The organism is Neorickettsia sennetsu str. Miyayama (assembly GCF_000013165.1).
Classification (GTDB): Bacteria; Pseudomonadota; Alphaproteobacteria; order Rickettsiales; family Anaplasmataceae; genus Neorickettsia; species Neorickettsia sennetsu.
Genome location: NC_007798.1, coordinates 357,768 through 375,069, shown reverse-complemented (window position 1 = coordinate 375,069; position 17,302 = coordinate 357,768). Strand labels below are relative to the sequence as shown.

The window sequence follows — 17,302 nt, the reverse complement described above, 5'->3', positions numbered from 1 at the left end:
TAAGCTTCATTCTGCAAGTAAAAAAAATGTTATACTTGGGTGTTCTAAATAAGGTACATCTATCCTTCCAGTGGAAACAGAAAAAAAGATCTCACTCACTGATGCAGCTCTGAAAAGAATACTAGCAATTACAGAAAGTGAAGAGTGTTTAAGCGTAACCGTGGAGCCTGGCGGTTGCAATGGTTTTGAATACAAATTCGAGATCAAGAGCTGTGATAAGACAGTATTGCGTCCAAATCGCAACCTTTTTAAAGAGAATAATTCTTTAAATACTGCTGATCCCCTCATGCATGAGCAAAGCATGATTTTCAAATGTGATGTGGAAGCAGCTCGTAGCACAGCAAGTCGCTCTCAAAGTGAAGGTGAACCATACCATAACCAAAATCCTACAGGTACTATTCAAGATGAGATGATTCACACAAGCAAAGAAGGAAAATACTATGTTACCTGGAATGGAAGAACTATTCTTGAAATAGATAATGCGTCCTTGGAATTGATCCGCTTTGCAAAACTTGACTACGTAAGAGAACTCGTCGGAGAAAGGTTTGTTATAAAAAATCCTAATTCACAATCCACCTGCAGTTGCGGAAACAGCTTTAGCATCTAAGAGGCTTTCATAAAAAAATGAATTTCCAAGGCAATCCACCTAAACCTATAACTGAAGAAGAACAACAACTTACTGCGCAAAATTCAGTTAGCCCATAGAAGAGCAGTAATCAAAAAAAACCATTAATTAAGAAGCAAACTCACAAAGTGAGGCCTTATCACTTCAACTGATAAGACCCCACCAAATTTTCTGAAGCCTGCTCTTGTGGGTGCCATTGTTTTCCTCGGCCACCAATTTCACCCTAGTGCGTCTCACTGAATAAACTTCATCTATCTTTACTACGCAGCTGAACTGGCTTCACCACTACCTTTCCCTTCAGAAACAGGAGCTTTTACTTCCTCTTCTGCCTTTTTTCTAGCATCAATTGAGGTTTTTGTATCTACTTTGATCTCACCCGCAAGCTTGACATCAATTTTGCCCATCTTATCAAGATCACCTGTAAAGAGAGCTTTAAAATCATCCTTAACTGGGTTCTTTGGATCATGGACGACCTTAGGTAGTTCTATATGTACATTCTTAAGTATATAACTCACTACCGGTCTTTCGTCTTTAGTATCACTCTTTGTTGAGTAAAACGCGGACTTTAGGTTGTCATGTGAAAACTCTAATTTAGAGTTCATCAGAAGTACGCCTTTGTCATCCTGGAATGGGCGTTCTTTATTACTGCTGACGAAACACGAGTTGAATGTAACATCTTCCATGGTGTATTTAGTAGGGTCATCTAACTCTACTCTTGCACCGTTGAAAAGTAACGATTTGTATGTCGTGCCTGTACTATCACTCTGATCTTTACCACCAAGTTTAATCGTTACCTCACTCTTAGGAATGAAATAATTCACTATCCTCTCTCCACCGGAGTATGGTATATACACTTTCAATGTTGTTTCATCTGAAAGCATTAACTCTTTAGCACCTTCGGTTAGACTTATCTCTTTGCTATTTACCCCCTCGCTACTTACCTCTTTACTTTTTTCAGCATCTCTGATGAGAAACAGATCCAAGCCTACTTTAGATTCCTCATTCTTTGCAGCGGTACTAGCAGAAGGATTTTCCGTTTTGTTGGTAAGCTTCTTAATAGCATCTTGATCATTCGGAGAAAATTTAATTAACTTACCAACTTGGTATTCCTTGTCTGCAACTAAAAACGCAGAGTTAACATTATAGGAATTATTAGTATCAAACAAAACTATATCTCTATCTCTCCTGACATGTCCTAGTAATCTTGTGTAATCCCTACCAACTGGCAAGTTAAATCCAACATTGACTAAGAATCTATTCCTTTTACTATCGGCTACAAACTCTGGTGATACCAACACACTAAAGCGCTCATTCAGGTAAAGCGAAAGATCTACGCCAGCCCTATAACCAGAAAATTTCTCCTCCGTGTTATAAGGACTGTAAAAGAAAAATGCACTACCATGAATATTAATATATTTATTAAGAGTTAAACCCAGACCTAGATCATACCCATTACCAGCAGCCCTTTCATCAAGCACAATCACTGCCTTACCTGGATCTGGGTCATGAAACTCAAAACTTTTAACGGAGGAAATAGTCGTTTTTTTATTGGACCGGTAGTAGTTGCCATTTAAAGAGAAAGATTTGAAAAATATCTCCCCGCCTAACGAATACCATCTATAATTACCCTCAGGTAAGAAGCGTACATCTGTAAATACGTTTATACCCCCTGTAAGCAAAGGGGACATTTGTCTGCGAAAAACAATTCCTGTACTAACCTCACCTTCTTTGGCATCATACAACTTTGATTTAAGATCAATATAAATAAGATTATCCACTTTGGACAGCAACGGCAAAAGAGCCCCAAACTCTGACATACTTACCGCCCCGCCATTTGAATCACTAAACTCGTTAGTGACTGTAAAGCGTGCACCAACTGTGTGACGACTTGTATTGTTTAGATCACTTTGCGTTACTACTTTTTCAGGGGCAAAGACATTAACCCTATAAGCATTCAACGTTGACCTTTCCGCTTGAGGTAGATTCCTTGCAAGCTCTGATACTCTGCCTTGTGATTTGCCCGCTTGAATTGCTGACTGGAGAGAATCACCGCGTGAATCGTGCGGTGTACAATTGAACTGAATAGCATTACCTTCTCTGTCAACGAAGCGTTTCTCATCACTAATCTTGGAATTTCTTAATCCACTAAAAGTTGTACCTACTTTATTCAGAAGACCTGTAGCAGCAACTTTCTTGTAGTACACACCTTTCTCCTCCGAATAACCACCCTCGGTTACAGATTTATCATAATTTTTCAGATTCGACGCATCCAGCGCAGTGGGAACTACAAGGCAAAAACCAGAAAGGAAGAACAACAACCTTGCCTTAGAAACACTTCTGAAATTTTTCATTTAATGGCATTACAAGAAATTTGGCACATTTTTTCAGGAAAGTTTTAATTTTCAGCAAACCTATTAATGCACAAATGAATCCTATTTGAATTCTAAAAGAGATCTATAACAAATTAAAAATAATCCCGAAGTAGGAACAATACAAACCGCCAATTTTCGCTAGATAACTAAAAGATCATTTTTGTAGCAAAAATAAAACATCTTTTTTGATAAAAAAATCAAAATGTTTTAAGAATGACATCCCTAATAGGGATCTTTCCTGCTCTCTTACTCCTGACACACTTACCTCTAAGTAAGGAAGGTAATAACTTCTTAGATATACATCTCTTAAGATTACAGGAGCTGCCCTTATCTTTCCGTTGGCAGTATTATATTCCTTGCTGTAGTTTAGAGTCCTAGGATCGACTCCTAGTCTTATAGCATCTTTTTGTGATAATACTGTATCTGAAGCACCTGTATCAACTAGACACTTTAGCTTCACACCACTAACAACAATATCGACATAAAAGTGCCCATCCCTCGCCTTTCTAAAACCAACCTGCTCATTCGAGATTCCACTTTGAACTTTCTCATAGATCTCACCAAGCAGTTTGTTTTGAAAAATCTTGTCCCCAGTGTTGTATATGGAGGCCAGCAGGCATATCACAATGCCCCAAACAAGCAAACTGAGTAATCCACCGGAACCCGACCTGCTTGAAGTCTGCCGATAAACAAAGAAAAAAACAGCTAGAACAACAAGCAGGCAAACAAACTCCATGTATCAGACCAAACTACTGGACGAGAAAGGATAGCAAAGTACCTTTAAAAATCTCTCCACTCCACCACAGGGGGCAAAGACATCAGGATTGCCTTCACGTTACCACCAGTCTTGAGCCCGAACTCGGTACCTCTATCATACAGAAGATTAAATTCAACATACCTGCCCCTCTTGAGAAGCTGAAACTGCCTTTGCTCATTTGTATAAGAAAGATGCATATTTCTCCTCACTATCTTTGGATATACAGAAAGAAAGCACTTACCAACATCTTTTGTGAAAGCAAAATCCTTCTCCCAATCATCTGTTCTTAAGTAATCGTAGAATATTCCCCCTATTCCCCTAGGTTCATTCCTATGTTTTACGTAAAAATATTCATCCGCCCACTTACTGAATTCGTTGTAATACTTGCTATCATGTCTATCACACGTTTCTTTAAACTCAGCGTGGAAGGTTTTTGCATCCTCCTCGTTGTAGTACATAGGAGTCAAATCTGCACCACCACCAAACCAGTATTTATCAGTAACTATCATGCGTGTATTCATATGCACTGCAGGAACAAGTGGAGAACTCATATGCGCCACCAATGAAATACCACTAGCCCAGAAATTCCCCCCACTTTCTAGTGCACCAGGAATTTTAGATGCAAAATCTTCGCTGAAAACTCCATGCACGGTTGATATATTCACACCTATCTTCTCAAATACAGTACCGTACATGAGGCTCATTTCACCGCCTCCGCCACCTTCTCGTTCCCAAGATTCTACTGCAAAACCCGACCGAAAATTGTGATCAAACTCTTTTTCTATAGCGACAAACTCATCCCTGATACAATCTCTTAACTCCCTAAACCAGGCAGCTGCTGTTTCTTTTTTCTCACTTAACACACGGACCTCACAATTATGAATATTGCCCAAACAGTAATGATACATTGGTTCCCCCAAACCCAAAAGAATTCGAGAGTACATACCGCAAATTCTTCTCTTGAGATGTGTGTGGTACTAAATTAAATCCACTAGCACAATCATCAGGTTTATCCAAATTAAGCGTTGGAGGCATTACCGAATCACGCATAGCGAGTACACAAAGAACCGCTTCTATACCGCCAGCAGCACCCAAAGCATGCCCTATAGATGACTTCGTTGAAGACACACCCATTCCTAAGGAGCTGCCAAACAAACGCCGTAGAGCATTCAACTCAGCAGCGTCGCCATTTGGAGTGGACGTTCCGTGTGCATTGATATAATCAATCTCGTCCAACCCAATCCCCGCCATTTTTATTGCAGAAGCCATTGCAGCAAGCGCGCCATCTCCATTCGGATTAGGAGCAGCGACATGATATGCATCTCCAGAGACACCAAAACCTACTAACTCAGCGTAAATTCGCGCTCCACGTCTTTTCGCATGGCCATACTCTTCGAGCACCATAACCCCGGCACCATCACTCATTACGAAACCGTCCCTATCAACATCCCATGGCCTAGAAGCCTTCTCCGGCTCATCATTACGCCTCGAAAGGGCTTTCATATTTGCAAACCCAGCTATACCGACTCGACATAAAGCCCCTTCAGAAGCACCAGCTATCATCACATCAGCTTCATCGTTAGCAATTATGCGCCAAGAATTCACTATTGCGTGAGCACCCGTTGCACATGCAGTGACCAAAGCATCATTTGGCCCAGTAAATCCGTTTTCAATGGCAACATTCCCTGAAGTAAGATTGATCAAACTTGCCGGAATAAAAAACGGACTCACCTTCCGTATACCCTCTTCACGGAGAAGAATCGAGTTTTTCTCGATAAGTGGTAACCCTCCTATACCAGAACCTATTGATACGCCGACCCTTCTCTTATCCAAAGAAGGATATTCCAGCAATTGCGAATGTTGTACTGCCTCTCTAGACGCGGCTATACCATACGATATATAGCGATCATGTTTTCGTGGATCACTAAACTTTTTACAGTCAAAGCCATCTTCCCCGTTCTCTAACACCTCCCCGCCTATAGTAACAGGAAGTCCTTCCGTTTCTATAGTAGAAAGTGCCCGCACCCCAGACCTCGACTCAAGGATCAGCGCCCAAGATCTTTCCCTAGTACTGGATAGACAAGTAAGCAACCCCAATCCGGTTACTACAACTCTCTTCGACATTTACTTTGCTGAAGCGGAAATAAGCACAGAGACCAAATCACTCATGCTGGAAACAGCCTCAAGGTTGGCAAGCTCGCAATTAAACGACACGGCAACACTAGCCAAAAATTTATTAAAAAGAACATCTTTCTTTGTGAAGTCAACTAACTTATCCAACGGTTTAGTACAGTGCTCAAGAAGATAGTCATAAATGTGTTTAACTGTGTTTGCTTTCCTAGCATAATCTTCAGGAATCTCCTCAAGATCATGATCTTCCTCAACGCGCATAATTATTTCGGCAGCATCGAGGCTATCTATACCAAGCTCAGAGCTAAGGTCTGTTTCCAACTTTATTTCATCATACTTCTCATCAGAAAGATTCAAGGCACCCATGACAGAGACCTTAACTGTGTGCTCAAGAACGATCTTCCTAAGTTTTTCCTGTGTTGCTCCCATTAAGACAAAACGCTAGATCCAGGGTAAATATATCTTAATGAAAATCCTACTGCAATCATTCGAATTTTATTTTTTACAAAACTCTTGTAAGTTTTGCCGAAACAAGGTTTTATCTCCGGCATATCAAAGTCTGATAAGTTGTTTTTAAAAGAAATTTATAAAAAACTAGACTTTATTTATTATTATATAAACCTGAAATAGGATTTCAGATCAAAATTTAATATAAATAGATTACTTTAATGATCTGTCTTGCATTCTATGTTGGAATAACCAGGATCGATCGCTCTATCACCAATAAAAAGAACAGATTGTGCACCTAGCTGCACTATAGGATGAACGAAATTTCCAAATTAGATATTGGAAGCACCATTTAGAAGCCTTACTCTGTACAGTTTCGAGGCCGATGGTGATTTCTCATTATGATCTAAGCAAACGAGGAGTATATAGATGCTACCACCTGACAACAGAAAGAAAGTAGATATTCAAGGCACAGAAGAAGACCACTCTCAGGAAGAAGCTGATCAATCAACTGTTACTACTCAACAAGGTGCAACAGATCCACAACAGCAAGAAGGAGAATCCCAATCAGAAGGAGCCGCTCAGACTACTCAACAAGGTGCGACAGATCCACAACAAGAACACCAACCGGCGTTTCGACGCTGGTCGCAGAATCTTGCAGCTGCCAGCAGTGCACTAAAGAAAAAGGCTAAAGAAAGCATAGACAAAACAGTAAAAAAACTTGACAAAATCCTTCCAGGGGAGAGTACAGATGAAACCCGACTAAGGCTTTTAAAAGCTGAAGAAGCTCAGGTCTTCAGAGAAAATCTCCAACCTGGTATGGAGCTGGCAAACGTATACGCAAGCGAAATAAGTGTCACCTTTGGAGTGCGAGATGTGAGTGTCACTTCATCAGGTAAAGGGAGAGAGGTAGTTGTCACTGCAAACTACCTGGATGCAAGTAACAACATTGCAGGGCCAGATGATCCGGATAAAGCGAAACTTGATGATACGCCTTCAAATAGCATTCCATTCACAAGTCATAGAGAGATACACGAGTGGCTAGCTAGAGCAAGGATGCCTGAACCGCTGGTAGCACAACTCCTGGCTAGAACAATCATGAATGTTACTGGGGCAAATACAATACCGAGTCCGATAGATCCAACAACTTCTCCAACAGTAGTTGTACCTGGTTGTGACCTAGAGGTACTTGCAGCAGCAGAACCTGTTGTTGGGGCAGCAGCATCATCGATCGTTCCACTTAGCGAGGAAAAAACAGTATTCCCACAAGCTATCTACAAGATAGGACCTTTATCACCTCAACAAAAAAATGCCTTGAGGGCATTTTGCATAAGTTTGGCATCTTCTACAACACCGAGATTACGCGTGCCCTACCAAGAAGTAATAGTAGGAGAGGGCAAAGAAAAAGAGGTAATTCTTGCATTCTATGGTTTCCCTAAAGGAGAAAGGGCACGCCTCCCTTTCATGCAAGAATTACATGCACTTTCACTGGAACATACAGAAGATTTTAAAACTGTTGATATCTTATTCAAGGCAATTCTAGAGCACATCACTCCCTCACCTACAGGAAGCACTCCTGAACCCCTCTTCAAAATGTTATTTGATCTAGTAACGAGGAGATCTTTCCTTCAAATTCAGACTGAGTCGCTCTTGCATCCTTGGGGCCTACATTTAGTAGGGTACATCTGCAACAAATTAGGGATTCAAGCCAGTTTAGTTGATACACTTCCTAGAACAAAAAACTGTTGCGCTAGAAACGAATCTTTCTATCTTGAAAAGAAACCCTACGAAGTATGCACATCAGCCTTAGGTGGGCTAGGCAGTGTAGGTATTCCTATCACTAATACAGAGAATTCCCTCGAACCTCTGACAAAAATTTTACGAGACATACTGATAAAGTGCCAGTGCGCAGTTAAGTTTTGCAAAAACATCCCAGACGCTCAAATAGTACCCCAGCATCGCTCGTTCTGCTGTGTAAATGTAGGTAGAGCCGAACCAGAAAGTGCATCCTTGGTGCTAAGGATACTCAATGCAGAAACCCAAAATATCCTTCCGAATCAGGTGCTTTTCACACAGACACGTCACTATCCAGATGACTACTGTGTTTACGCTATCGATATTGATGGGATTGTGAAACTAACACCAGAACAAGCGGAGAAGGTAGCATGGGTAGCATCTAAGATCCCAGATATTGAAAAAAATATAGAAGTAGTTGTCAAACAAGTAGCAAGTGTATTACATTTTTTAGGCGCAGAAAGCAAAAATCCTCTTTCTCTCCTGGAATGTTCTCGAACTACTCTCAACAAAGGGGATGTGGCTGTACCGGCGCTAGAACTTTCATGGGGTAAACCGCCATGGATTAAATGGCATAGCAGAAAGAGTGATAAACCCGAAGGAGTAAGCGAAATAACAGAAGGGGTGCTCCTCTTTGATCATGGAATAGTAGTAGCATCGAGCATATTCACTCGAGGTCGGACTGAAGTTCAAAGATTAGCGGAGGAGCTAGGGTTCAAATTAGGAGCCTTCATGGAAGAAAAAAACCTTCCTGATACGGCTCACCAAGAAAGCTTCTCAAGTAAGTTTGTTGGTAAAGCAGGTACACCCGCAGATCAAACTGTACCAGGAGCATTCCGAAGATTTTCGAAAAGGGTTAGTTCATTTTTTGAGCGAAGTAAAAGTGAAGGTAAATCAACAACGCAAAAAAAAGTTAGACAGCCAATATCTGACCGTCTAAGAAATATATTCATTGCCATAGCTACAGCCGTAGTACTGGCAGCTATAATCTACATTGTGATTCCCCTCATACCAAGACTCAAAAACATACCTGATGCATTGCAAGTTGTTGGTAGTATCCTAACTGGTGCCCTTATATCCTGTCTTGCCTATACATGCGCTACTAAAATTCAGAGCAATTCCCAAGAAAGGGAATGAACAGCGTAAAGACAACCTAACAGCATTAGATATTTCTATATGTATTTTGTACGTGAGTGTGTTACACTATGCTCCGCTTTTTGAGAAGAAGATGGCTAGTGTACTTGTACTATCTGGGTATGGACTCAATTGCGAGGATGAGACACTTCGGGCATTTGAGTTGTCCGGTTTTGCTGGAAGCGTGCTGCACTTAGATGATTTGCTCAACAAGCCTAATAAGCTTTGTAATCACCAAGTTTTAGCGATCCCTGGTGGTTTCTCTTTTGCCGATAATACGGGTGCAGGAAACGCGTTCGCGTGCAAAACTATCCCCTTACTAGAAGAAGTAGAGAATTTCCTTAACAAAGACAAGCTGGTCATAGGTATATGTAACGGCGCTCAAATACTTACACGTTTGATCAAGGACTTGGAAGTCACTTTTGAGGCAAATACATCGAACCAGTATCAATGTGGATGGCAAGACATTGAAGTGCCTGAAAGTGATTCTATTTGGATGAGAGGTATTCATGAAATCCGTTTACCAATTGCGCATGGTGAAGGAAAATTACTGCCCTTAGATAAGACCAATCTGAAAGTCAGTGTCGCCATGCGATATAAGCAGGATGTTAATGGCTCTTACAACAGAATTGCTGCTGTCACAGCATACGGCGGAAAGATGTTGATCACCATGCCCCATCCGGAGAGGGCGGTTTCCCTAGTACAAACTGACGACTACTATTTAGTTCGAGAGGAGTATAGAAGAAGGTACTTACCAACCCCTAAAGATGGCCCTGGGATGCGAATTTTTAAGAACGCATATGATTACTTTCACTAATCCCTCTGTTTAACTGTATTACTTCGGTGTGTTTAAGTTATTTAGTACGTCTTACAGTCACGTCGCGATGATAAGTCATGCGTTTCATCTTTATCATGACTGAAAAGCCCTTCTATTCCTCCGCACAAACTTGATACAAGCTTAAAAGTGTGCAAAAAACAGGGACATCATAATAAAAAGCACCCTGATTATAGCTAACTTTGCATAATTCAGCCCCCTTAGATAGAGTTCAATCCCTATCTCTCAAGCAGAATTGCTTATACTTTTCCATAAGCGATTCAGCATTAAGTTTTGTATAGACCTCAGTGCTCGCAAGTGAAGCATGCCCTAATAATTCTTGTATTTTACGAACACCAACACCTTCCTGAAGTAAATGCGTAGCAAAGCTGTGTCTCAGCGCGTGCGGCGTGATATGATCCGGGAGATTGAATCCTCTGCGAATTGAGAGAAAGGCTCTTGCTACAGCGGTCCTACAAAGCTTGTTTCCGTTTCGATCCAAAAAAAGGAAACCTCCGGCATCCGGCTGAAACGGGCATGAAGCAATGTAATCTGATAATGCAACGCGAACTATAGGTAACAAGCGGATCATCCTCTCCCTACCACCTTTACCTATTATCTTGATTTCACTATTGGTAAGGTCCGCGACTGTTAGACTTAACGCTTCACTAATCCTTAAGCCAGAACCATATAACAAGTAGCACAGAGCAATATTCCTCTTTACTATCCAACTTGTCTTTAAAAAAGAAAATTTCTCGATTAATTCTATTATTTCTTTAAAAGTCAGAGAACGTGGTAGCGTATTTGGCTTGAACCTCAATACAACCCCTAAGACATCTTCGTTTATAATTCCCTTATGTTTTGCAAGGTACTTAAAAAAACTCTTTACTGAAGACAAAGCCCTCGCATTCGTGCGGAAAGAAATAGAGTTCTTTCTTCTGCTTGCAAGCCAGGCACGTAGATCCTTACTATCTATGCAGTCCAAGCTAGTAAAACGCACAGGTTCCCCTCTGAAAGTAGAAAGGAAATCCAAAAAAGCCATTAAATCCCTGCTATAGGCAACTAACGTATTACTGGAAAAGCACTTTACACCACCTAACCATCTTGTCCACTCATCAAGAATGGTGAAAACTGAGGGATCAATTTTACACTCCACGATTCACAGGAAAAACTTGCACTACCGATATACCTTTTTTAAGAAGCAAATAGGCTCTAAGTAAAAGTTAAATTCAGGTAAAGTAGTATTTAAGGTTAAGTGTAAGAAACATAATGCTTTCTGCCAGAAATCTTACACTGTACTGAGCTCAAACTAAGGAAAAGTTCCGCACATTTGGGCTGAGGTTCCACAGAAATATCCTCCTCGTATCCTTCAAGAGCAACCATGTTCACACACATCCCATAATTTAGAACATCATTAGCATATCCTTTCATAAGCTGAGCAAGGGCTGCACTGCTTGCAACGTACGGGGAAAAGTATAAAGGATTTTTTCCAACAATTCTCTCAAGAGAAAGAAAAACTACTCTACCATGCTCAGACCGTTTCAAAAGCCCATCAAAGTTCTTTAACATATACCAATTTAAGGAGAAATTTTCTTCTACTATTCTTCTCCACTCATCAACTTCATAATCCACTAAGAGGTTAGGCTCACTAGTATAGAAGTGGGTAGAGATAAGAACATCTAACTTTTTTGAGGTACCTGAGATAGCATTTTTAAGCGACTCCATCTGAGAAACATCCAATATATCTGCTTGCACCAGAATCGATTCTCCTCCCAATTTTTTTATGTCCTGATTTAGCTCATCAAGATCTGATAGATCTGCTACAGGCAGGATTAGAGAAGCCCCTTCCGACGCGAACCTTCGCGCTATAGATGCACCAATCCTGTTACACGCACCAGTTACTAAGACTATTTTTCCCTGCAGCATAAAAGTCTCCTCAACAAAAAAGCCTGTACAAGATCTTATAATAGGGAAGGTGGCTTTGTAAAACACACTACAATATGTACAGGGGCCATGCTTGTTCTAAATCCTAAATTACACTCTTTATAAAAGAGTAAAAGGAATATTTCTCCCAGAATCTCTCATATTTATCTCACCAAATCGAAAAAGCCATCTCATTACACAGGAAAAACTTCATTCCAATAATCTTATTTAAACTTTTTTGATACTTGTCCTCGCTCAATCAAAGTTGCTTCATCACACAGAATAGTCTTATTCTATGAACCTTACTTATGGGTAGAGTTATTTTATATCTGAACAACAAAATAAAAATTTATACATTTGTATAAACAAGGATTCTCACTCTACACACCAAAAAAGAGTGCTAATTACCTTTTTGAGCTCTATTTAGATAAAAATAAAAAATTACTATACAATGAACCTCACAGAAGACGATTTTCAGAGTACGAGCAGTACAGAAAACACACCTTAAATGGAGAGTGAAATTTGAAATTTATAGACGAAGTAAAAGTCTTTTTGAAGGCAGGAAATGGTGGCGATGGCTGTTCAAGTTTTCGGAGAGAGAAGTTTGTTGAGTTTGGTGGACCGGATGGTGGTTGTGGGGGAGATGGAGGAAACGTGATCTTTATCACAGATGAGAATCTAAACACGTTGCTGGATTACCGACATAGGGTTCATCTTAAAGCCGAAAATGGAAAACCTGGAAGAAAATCTAATAAACGTGGTGAGAGTGGCTCTGATTTGGTTTGTAAGGTACCTATAGGTACTCAAATACTTACGCAGGACAGAGTACTCTTGTCTGATTTGGAGCAACCCAAACAAAGCTTTATTTCGGCTTTCGGTGGAAAAGGTGGTCGTGGCAATGCAACATTCAAAAATTCACTAAACCGGGCTGCAACTGAGTTTACCTGTGGTGAACCCGGCGAAGAAAAGACCGTAATTCTAAATTTAAAAATATTAGCAGATATTGGTTTAATTGGACTCCCAAATGCAGGAAAATCTACATTTTTGTCTAGGTGTTCGAACGCTAAACCAAAAATCGCTGACTACCCTTTTTCAACACTTGAGCCAATCGTCGGAATAGCAAAAATAAATAACCACGAAATAGTCATAGCAGATATTCCTGGTATTATCGAAGGAGCTCACAAAAACCTTGGGTTAGGGGTCAAATTTTTGAAACATATAGAACGCTGTAAGGCATTGATATACCTCATAGATGGAACAGAAAAGGATATTTACTCAGTTTATACACTCTTATCGAATGAACTCTCTCTATACAGCAAAAAGCTGGAAATAAAAGAGCACTTTATCCTTATTACAAAATCAGATCTACTTGGTAAAGATGAAGTACAAGAAAAGTGCCAATATATTCGGGAAAAAACCGGAAAGCTTACTTTGCACACAGGTATCGATCAGGAACTTGCGTCTTCTCTGAAGGCCGCTCAAAAACTTGTCGAACTTCACCAACCAGGAAACAAATCACGTGGTAAATATAATCCACTAGAAGTGTAGTTTCCATATCCTTTAGCATACAAGGCAGAAACTTACTGGAGGAGGTCTTACATGGACTGCTTCGATAAAAAGCATAGCACTGCACAAACAAAAGTTAGTAGATCTTGCCTTCTCAGTAGCTCTTATGCGAGAGGGTCCGTTTTTGCTATACAGAAACGCACTTCAGAAAATTAACGGGCACAAACACCTATAGGACAAGTTTACACACCTGATACCAATGGGTGATACCCCTTCGTGACAAATGAGCCACTGTTATCACTCCTACATACACGCTGAGCTTTATCATAAATGGAAAAGACGTCCCCAATATTTTTTACATCAGCTTTGTTGTATTGAAATTTATCCAACCCGGAAGAAATGAAGTCCGGTATGCTATGAAAATCTAGTTTCCCAGCAAGAAAATCCTCTACTGCAAGATCATTTACTGCGCTCAGCACAATTTCTTGATCGGTTCCAAGAAATTTTAGCACTCGAAATTCTTCCTCCTTTGCAGCATAGAATGTAAGTTTTCTCGTTGCTAAGGGAACTCTACCATAGGTATAAGTGCTCTCATAACCACCACCAACCAACCCTGCAAGTGCGTTATTTATACCAATTCTCATATCTGGTAAGGATATAAAAGCATGCTGGGAACCATCCAAAAAATCGACCATCCCATGTATTAGAGCCTCTGGATGTATCAGAACAGAAATTTTCTCTTTTGGTATCCGAAAGAGGTAGTGCGCCTCTACGACCTCCAAAACTTTATTCATCATAGTGGCAGAATCCACCGAGTTTTTCTTACCCATCTTCCAGATTGGATGAGCAAGAGCACAAGCAACCGTAACATTTCGCTTCTCTTTTCGAAAAAATGGTCCCCCACTAGCAGTCAAAGTAATTCCCGAAACAGACATAATGGGTTTGGAACGCAGTAATTTAGCTACAGCATGATGCTCGGAGTCCAAAGGGATTATCTTGTCAACAAAAGGTAAGAGTAAACTACCTCCACATACAAGGCTTTCCTTGTTGGAGGTTGCAACTTTAATCCCCTGACTTATAGCGCTGTATATTGGGTTTAAAGCGGCAATTCCAGAAATGCCTACAACAAGCATGTCGTTATCGCAGAGTGCAGCACCTATTTCGACCCCTCGATCAAGTATGACTTCTATATTTTGAGAACCTAATGCTGTTTTGACTTCCTTATAAGAAGATTCATCAGCAACAAAAACCTTTTGTGGAGACAATAAACGTGCCTGCTGTATTAACAATGCGTGGTTACTGTTACAGCTCAGCGCGTCAACCTTAATTGTACCGCTATAGAAACGGGAAACTACATCAACAGACTGACAGCCAACCGAACCAGTTGAACCTAAAATAGAAATTTTTTTCATGCATTAACCGTATCTTTTAACTCTGGACTGGCTCCATGTAGATAGTTACCTTGCATATATCTGATTCCCAATTCCTTGAATAAATCAAACACGCTCTTATCTTCGACAAACTCTGCAACTACCTTGATATTTAGATTATTTGCAATCTCAAGAATATTCTTAATAAAAATAGAAGCATTCTTGCTAGTTTTAATTTTCCCAGCAAATTCCCTATCAAGCTTCAAATAATCTATTGGCAACTTCTCAAGCTCCGAGAAAGGAAGATAAAAATTCTTTCCGAAATCATCTAAAGCTATAGCACATCCAAGAGATTTCAACTTAAAGATAAAATCAAACATCCTATCCGTATCATGCAACAGTACCCCCTCTGTAATCTCTACAACAAGCCTCTTCGCAATAAATTGCAGTGTAGCAAAAGATTTTAAAAATTCTTCTGTTTGCAGTTCGTCACTTGCACTTAACATAGAAAGGTTAAATGACAATCTTAGATCACTATGACGTTCAAGAAGTTCAACAACGCGCTTGAAAACAAATTTATCCACCACAGAAATTAAATGTGTTTTTTCTGCCGCAACTATACAATCTCTAATGCTTTCTTCGCCTTTGACCCTCAGCAGGAATTCATTAAAAATTACAGATGAGGTCTCTGTATCAACAATTGGCTGAAAGACGTTCAATAACTCGTTGTTTTTTAGAGCATTGTGTAAAACCGTAGCCTTCGCAACTGCATTCGAGAATTCTTTTAATCTTGAAGCACAGCTCGCATAACTAACAATCCCACTACCCTCTTTTTCACCAAAAGACACAGCTGCAAAAGCCTTACTTATCACTTCATTTGGTACCTCAAACGAAAAAACGTAGTAACCTACCGCAAAACTCACGTACTCCTGAAATACAGAAGAAGCAACCTCTGTCAGCTTTTCATATATGCTCCACACAGAGCTCCCATTACTCTCAAGAATCACGATAACCGGTGGCTTGAATGCTATGATATTTAGGCCAGCTGAAAGCATTTGTTTTTCCAACTCAACTAGATACCCCTCACATTTCCTTTGTTCATAAGAAAAAACCTTATAAGCAAGAGGATTCAATATTTTCGCGACAAGAAAAACACCCGATTTAGACTGCAAGATCCTCTTTTTTACCAAGTAGTTACACTCCTCAAACATTGCAAAAGTCCCTTAAAATAACCCACCTGTATAGGAAGACGAGCGATCAAGTACCATCCAAAAAGCCCACGGTAAAGTACAACTCTAGTGAGTTAACCTCTCTGCTCAACATAGTAATGCCTTTCTATTACATCAACAAGGGCATCTAAAGTAGGAACACTAGACACATAAACTGTATCACAATCCAAAATCGATGCTATTCTACTGCTCATAACGAAATAAGAGAAAAAATCCGGACTTATGCCATGCTTAAGGAACAGAGATTTGCACAAAACCGCTGCCTGCACTGAAAACAAAGTTACACAAGTAATTCTCTTTCTCCTTAACGCAACACATACATTACCGGAAAACTCTTTCAATGGGCACATCATATAGCAGATTCGGCGCTCTACCCATCTAAAACCCTTTTCTAAACATGTGGAAACAATATCTCTAGTTATTTCCGCTCCAGAAAGATAAATAATCCTCTCGTCTTTGCCAAAGTAAGAAAGCACATAAGCTTCTAATTCCTCAGCGGTATGACAACTGCACGAAAAAACATTAGAAAATCCACTAGAAACTGCAAACCTAGCAATATTGTCACTCATTGTGTACAATTGCAAATCATTACTGGCATTGGACCAAGTTAAGGCTCTAATGGCATTTTTACTGCTAACAACAACCTTTGCAGCAACGAGCGTTGCAACATCAAACCAAAGCGGTTGCACTACAAAGAGCGCTTCCACAAGACTTTCTATTTTTAAACTTTGTAGCCGTCGCTGCAAGTATACAGCATCCTCAACTGGCCTTGTTATCAAGATCATAGCGACAACACTACCCTGATCCCACCTCCAATTCTAGCATACAATTTTATCCGTTCCTCCAATTCATTGATACAGTGACGAAGCTTTACTGCATTTCCAGAATTTCTCGCACACACATAAACTATGATACTTCCAGTACTGCTATACGAAACTCGCCTTACCGTTATACCATCGAATCTCTTATCTTCACCAACGATTTTACCCCAATGGTAATAGATAAGGAACCTGGCACCACCGTACTGTAGAATTAAATCTCGATCAAACTGACACAGCGCTGTCCCAAACTTTTTCATTTGACAGAAGAATTCTCAAAGACTCACAATTACTAGCACTTACAAAGACCTCTACCTCAAGGATATCTCTGTTTGGAAAATTCACAAAGCTGGTAAGAAAATTGTACTCGGAGCATAATGATC

Annotated in this window: 15 protein-coding genes; 4 read left to right on the top strand and 11 right to left on the bottom strand. The window is 40.1% G+C overall.

Annotated elements, in window-relative coordinates; translation table 11 throughout:
- Window positions 1-70 precede the first annotated feature (70 nt).
- Window positions 71-607, top strand: a complete 537-nt coding sequence (locus tag NSE_RS01845) for a HesB/IscA family protein (protein ID WP_011451849.1) — start codon at window positions 71-73, stop codon at window positions 605-607.
- Window positions 608-885: 278 nt separating this feature from the next.
- Here the strand turns inward: NSE_RS01845 and NSE_RS01840 are convergent, their stop codons facing one another.
- From NSE_RS01840 to NSE_RS01820, 5 genes are all read right to left on the bottom strand, one after another.
- Window positions 886-2,976: an inverse autotransporter beta domain-containing protein gene (locus NSE_RS01840; RefSeq protein ID WP_011451847.1), complete on the bottom strand. Its 2,091-nt coding sequence runs from the start codon at window positions 2,974-2,976 to the stop codon at window positions 886-888.
- Between the two features lie 175 nt (window positions 2,977-3,151).
- Window positions 3,152-3,733 (bottom strand): retropepsin-like aspartic protease family protein, encoded by a 582-nt coding sequence (locus tag NSE_RS01835; RefSeq protein ID WP_011451846.1) that lies wholly within the window; start codon window positions 3,731-3,733, stop codon window positions 3,152-3,154.
- A gap of 44 nt (window positions 3,734-3,777) precedes the next feature.
- On the bottom strand, window positions 3,778-4,662 hold the full coding sequence (hemF, locus tag NSE_RS01830) for an oxygen-dependent coproporphyrinogen oxidase (RefSeq protein ID WP_049821599.1): 885 nt from the start codon (window positions 4,660-4,662) through the stop codon (window positions 3,778-3,780).
- Window positions 4,631-5,878, bottom strand: a complete 1,248-nt coding sequence (fabF, locus tag NSE_RS01825) for a beta-ketoacyl-ACP synthase II (RefSeq protein WP_011451844.1) — start codon at window positions 5,876-5,878, stop codon at window positions 4,631-4,633. Before fabF ends, hemF begins: the two co-directional genes overlap by 32 nt.
- Entirely contained in the window at window positions 5,879-6,313 is a 435-nt protein-coding gene (locus tag NSE_RS01820; protein WP_011451843.1) for an acyl carrier protein, read from the bottom strand.
- Window positions 6,314-6,760: 447 nt separating this feature from the next.
- On the opposite strand from NSE_RS01820, the gene NSE_RS01815 reads away from it, so the two are divergent.
- Both NSE_RS01815 and NSE_RS01810 read left to right on the top strand, forming a co-directional pair.
- On the top strand, window positions 6,761-9,262 hold the full coding sequence (locus NSE_RS01815) for a hypothetical protein (protein WP_011451840.1): 2,502 nt from the start codon (window positions 6,761-6,763) through the stop codon (window positions 9,260-9,262).
- Between the two features lie 91 nt (window positions 9,263-9,353).
- Window positions 9,354-10,076 carry a phosphoribosylformylglycinamidine synthase subunit PurQ gene (locus tag NSE_RS01810; RefSeq protein WP_011451839.1) on the top strand — a complete coding sequence of 241 codons (723 nt, stop codon included), beginning with the start codon at window positions 9,354-9,356 and terminating at the stop codon, window positions 10,074-10,076.
- Between the two features lie 229 nt (window positions 10,077-10,305).
- On the opposite strand, the gene NSE_RS01805 is transcribed toward NSE_RS01810, so the two are convergent.
- Complete coding sequence (locus NSE_RS01805) at window positions 10,306-11,229, bottom strand: tyrosine-type recombinase/integrase (RefSeq protein ID WP_011451838.1); 924 nt, start codon at window positions 11,227-11,229, stop codon at window positions 10,306-10,308.
- 95 nt (window positions 11,230-11,324) lie between these two features.
- Window positions 11,325-11,999 (bottom strand): SDR family NAD(P)-dependent oxidoreductase, encoded by a 675-nt coding sequence (locus tag NSE_RS01800; RefSeq protein WP_011451837.1) that lies wholly within the window; start codon window positions 11,997-11,999, stop codon window positions 11,325-11,327.
- A gap of 519 nt (window positions 12,000-12,518) precedes the next feature.
- Here NSE_RS01800 and cgtA point away from each other — a divergent pair.
- Entirely contained in the window at window positions 12,519-13,544 is a 1,026-nt protein-coding gene (gene cgtA, locus NSE_RS01795; protein WP_011451835.1) for an Obg family GTPase CgtA, read from the top strand.
- A gap of 200 nt (window positions 13,545-13,744) precedes the next feature.
- Here the strand turns inward: cgtA and NSE_RS01790 are convergent, their stop codons facing one another.
- The 4 genes from NSE_RS01790 to NSE_RS01775 form a co-directional block, all read right to left on the bottom strand.
- Entirely contained in the window at window positions 13,745-14,914 is a 1,170-nt protein-coding gene (locus NSE_RS01790) for a 1-deoxy-D-xylulose-5-phosphate reductoisomerase (RefSeq protein ID WP_011451834.1), read from the bottom strand.
- Window positions 14,911-16,083, bottom strand: coding sequence for an EAL domain-containing protein (locus NSE_RS01785; RefSeq protein WP_041917499.1), 1,173 nt, complete (start codon window positions 16,081-16,083; stop codon window positions 14,911-14,913). The genes NSE_RS01790 and NSE_RS01785 overlap by 4 nt, the downstream gene beginning before the upstream one ends.
- 92 nt (window positions 16,084-16,175) lie before the next feature.
- Window positions 16,176-16,886: a uroporphyrinogen-III synthase gene (locus tag NSE_RS01780; protein WP_011451832.1), complete on the bottom strand. Its 711-nt coding sequence runs from the start codon at window positions 16,884-16,886 to the stop codon at window positions 16,176-16,178.
- The gene (locus NSE_RS01775; RefSeq protein ID WP_011451831.1) at window positions 16,883-17,179 is read right to left on the bottom strand and encodes a hypothetical protein; all 297 of its coding nucleotides are present in this window, start codon (window positions 17,177-17,179) and stop codon (window positions 16,883-16,885) included. Before NSE_RS01775 ends, NSE_RS01780 begins: the two co-directional genes overlap by 4 nt.
- Window positions 17,180-17,302: the final 123 nt, after the last annotated feature.

What these genes read in the sequence shown, in the direction of transcription:
- NSE_RS01820 (WP_011451843.1), bottom strand. Translation starts at nt 6,313, where the DNA reads ATGGGAGCAACACAGGAAAAACTTAGGAAGATCGTTCTTGAGCACACA.
- NSE_RS01785 (WP_041917499.1), bottom strand. Translation starts at nt 16,083, where the DNA reads ATGTTTGAGGAGTGTAACTACTTGGTAAAAAAGAGGATCTTGCAGTCT.
- NSE_RS01775 (WP_011451831.1), bottom strand. Translation starts at nt 17,179, where the DNA reads ATGAAAAAGTTTGGGACAGCGCTGTGTCAGTTTGATCGAGATTTAATT.
- NSE_RS01790 (WP_011451834.1), bottom strand. Translation starts at nt 14,914, where the DNA reads ATGAAAAAAATTTCTATTTTAGGTTCAACTGGTTCGGTTGGCTGTCAG.
- fabF (WP_011451844.1), bottom strand. Translation starts at nt 5,878, where the DNA reads ATGTCGAAGAGAGTTGTAGTAACCGGATTGGGGTTGCTTACTTGTCTA.
- NSE_RS01800 (WP_011451837.1), bottom strand. Translation starts at nt 11,999, where the DNA reads ATGCTGCAGGGAAAAATAGTCTTAGTAACTGGTGCGTGTAACAGGATT.
- NSE_RS01810 (WP_011451839.1), top strand. Translation starts at nt 9,354, where the DNA reads ATGGCTAGTGTACTTGTACTATCTGGGTATGGACTCAATTGCGAGGAT.
- NSE_RS01815 (WP_011451840.1), top strand. Translation starts at nt 6,761, where the DNA reads ATGCTACCACCTGACAACAGAAAGAAAGTAGATATTCAAGGCACAGAA.
- NSE_RS01780 (WP_011451832.1), bottom strand. Translation starts at nt 16,886, where the DNA reads ATGATCTTGATAACAAGGCCAGTTGAGGATGCTGTATACTTGCAGCGA.
- NSE_RS01840 (WP_011451847.1), bottom strand. Translation starts at nt 2,976, where the DNA reads ATGAAAAATTTCAGAAGTGTTTCTAAGGCAAGGTTGTTGTTCTTCCTT.
- hemF (WP_049821599.1), bottom strand. Translation starts at nt 4,662, where the DNA reads ATGTATCATTACTGTTTGGGCAATATTCATAATTGTGAGGTCCGTGTG.
- NSE_RS01835 (WP_011451846.1), bottom strand. Translation starts at nt 3,733, where the DNA reads ATGGAGTTTGTTTGCCTGCTTGTTGTTCTAGCTGTTTTTTTCTTTGTT.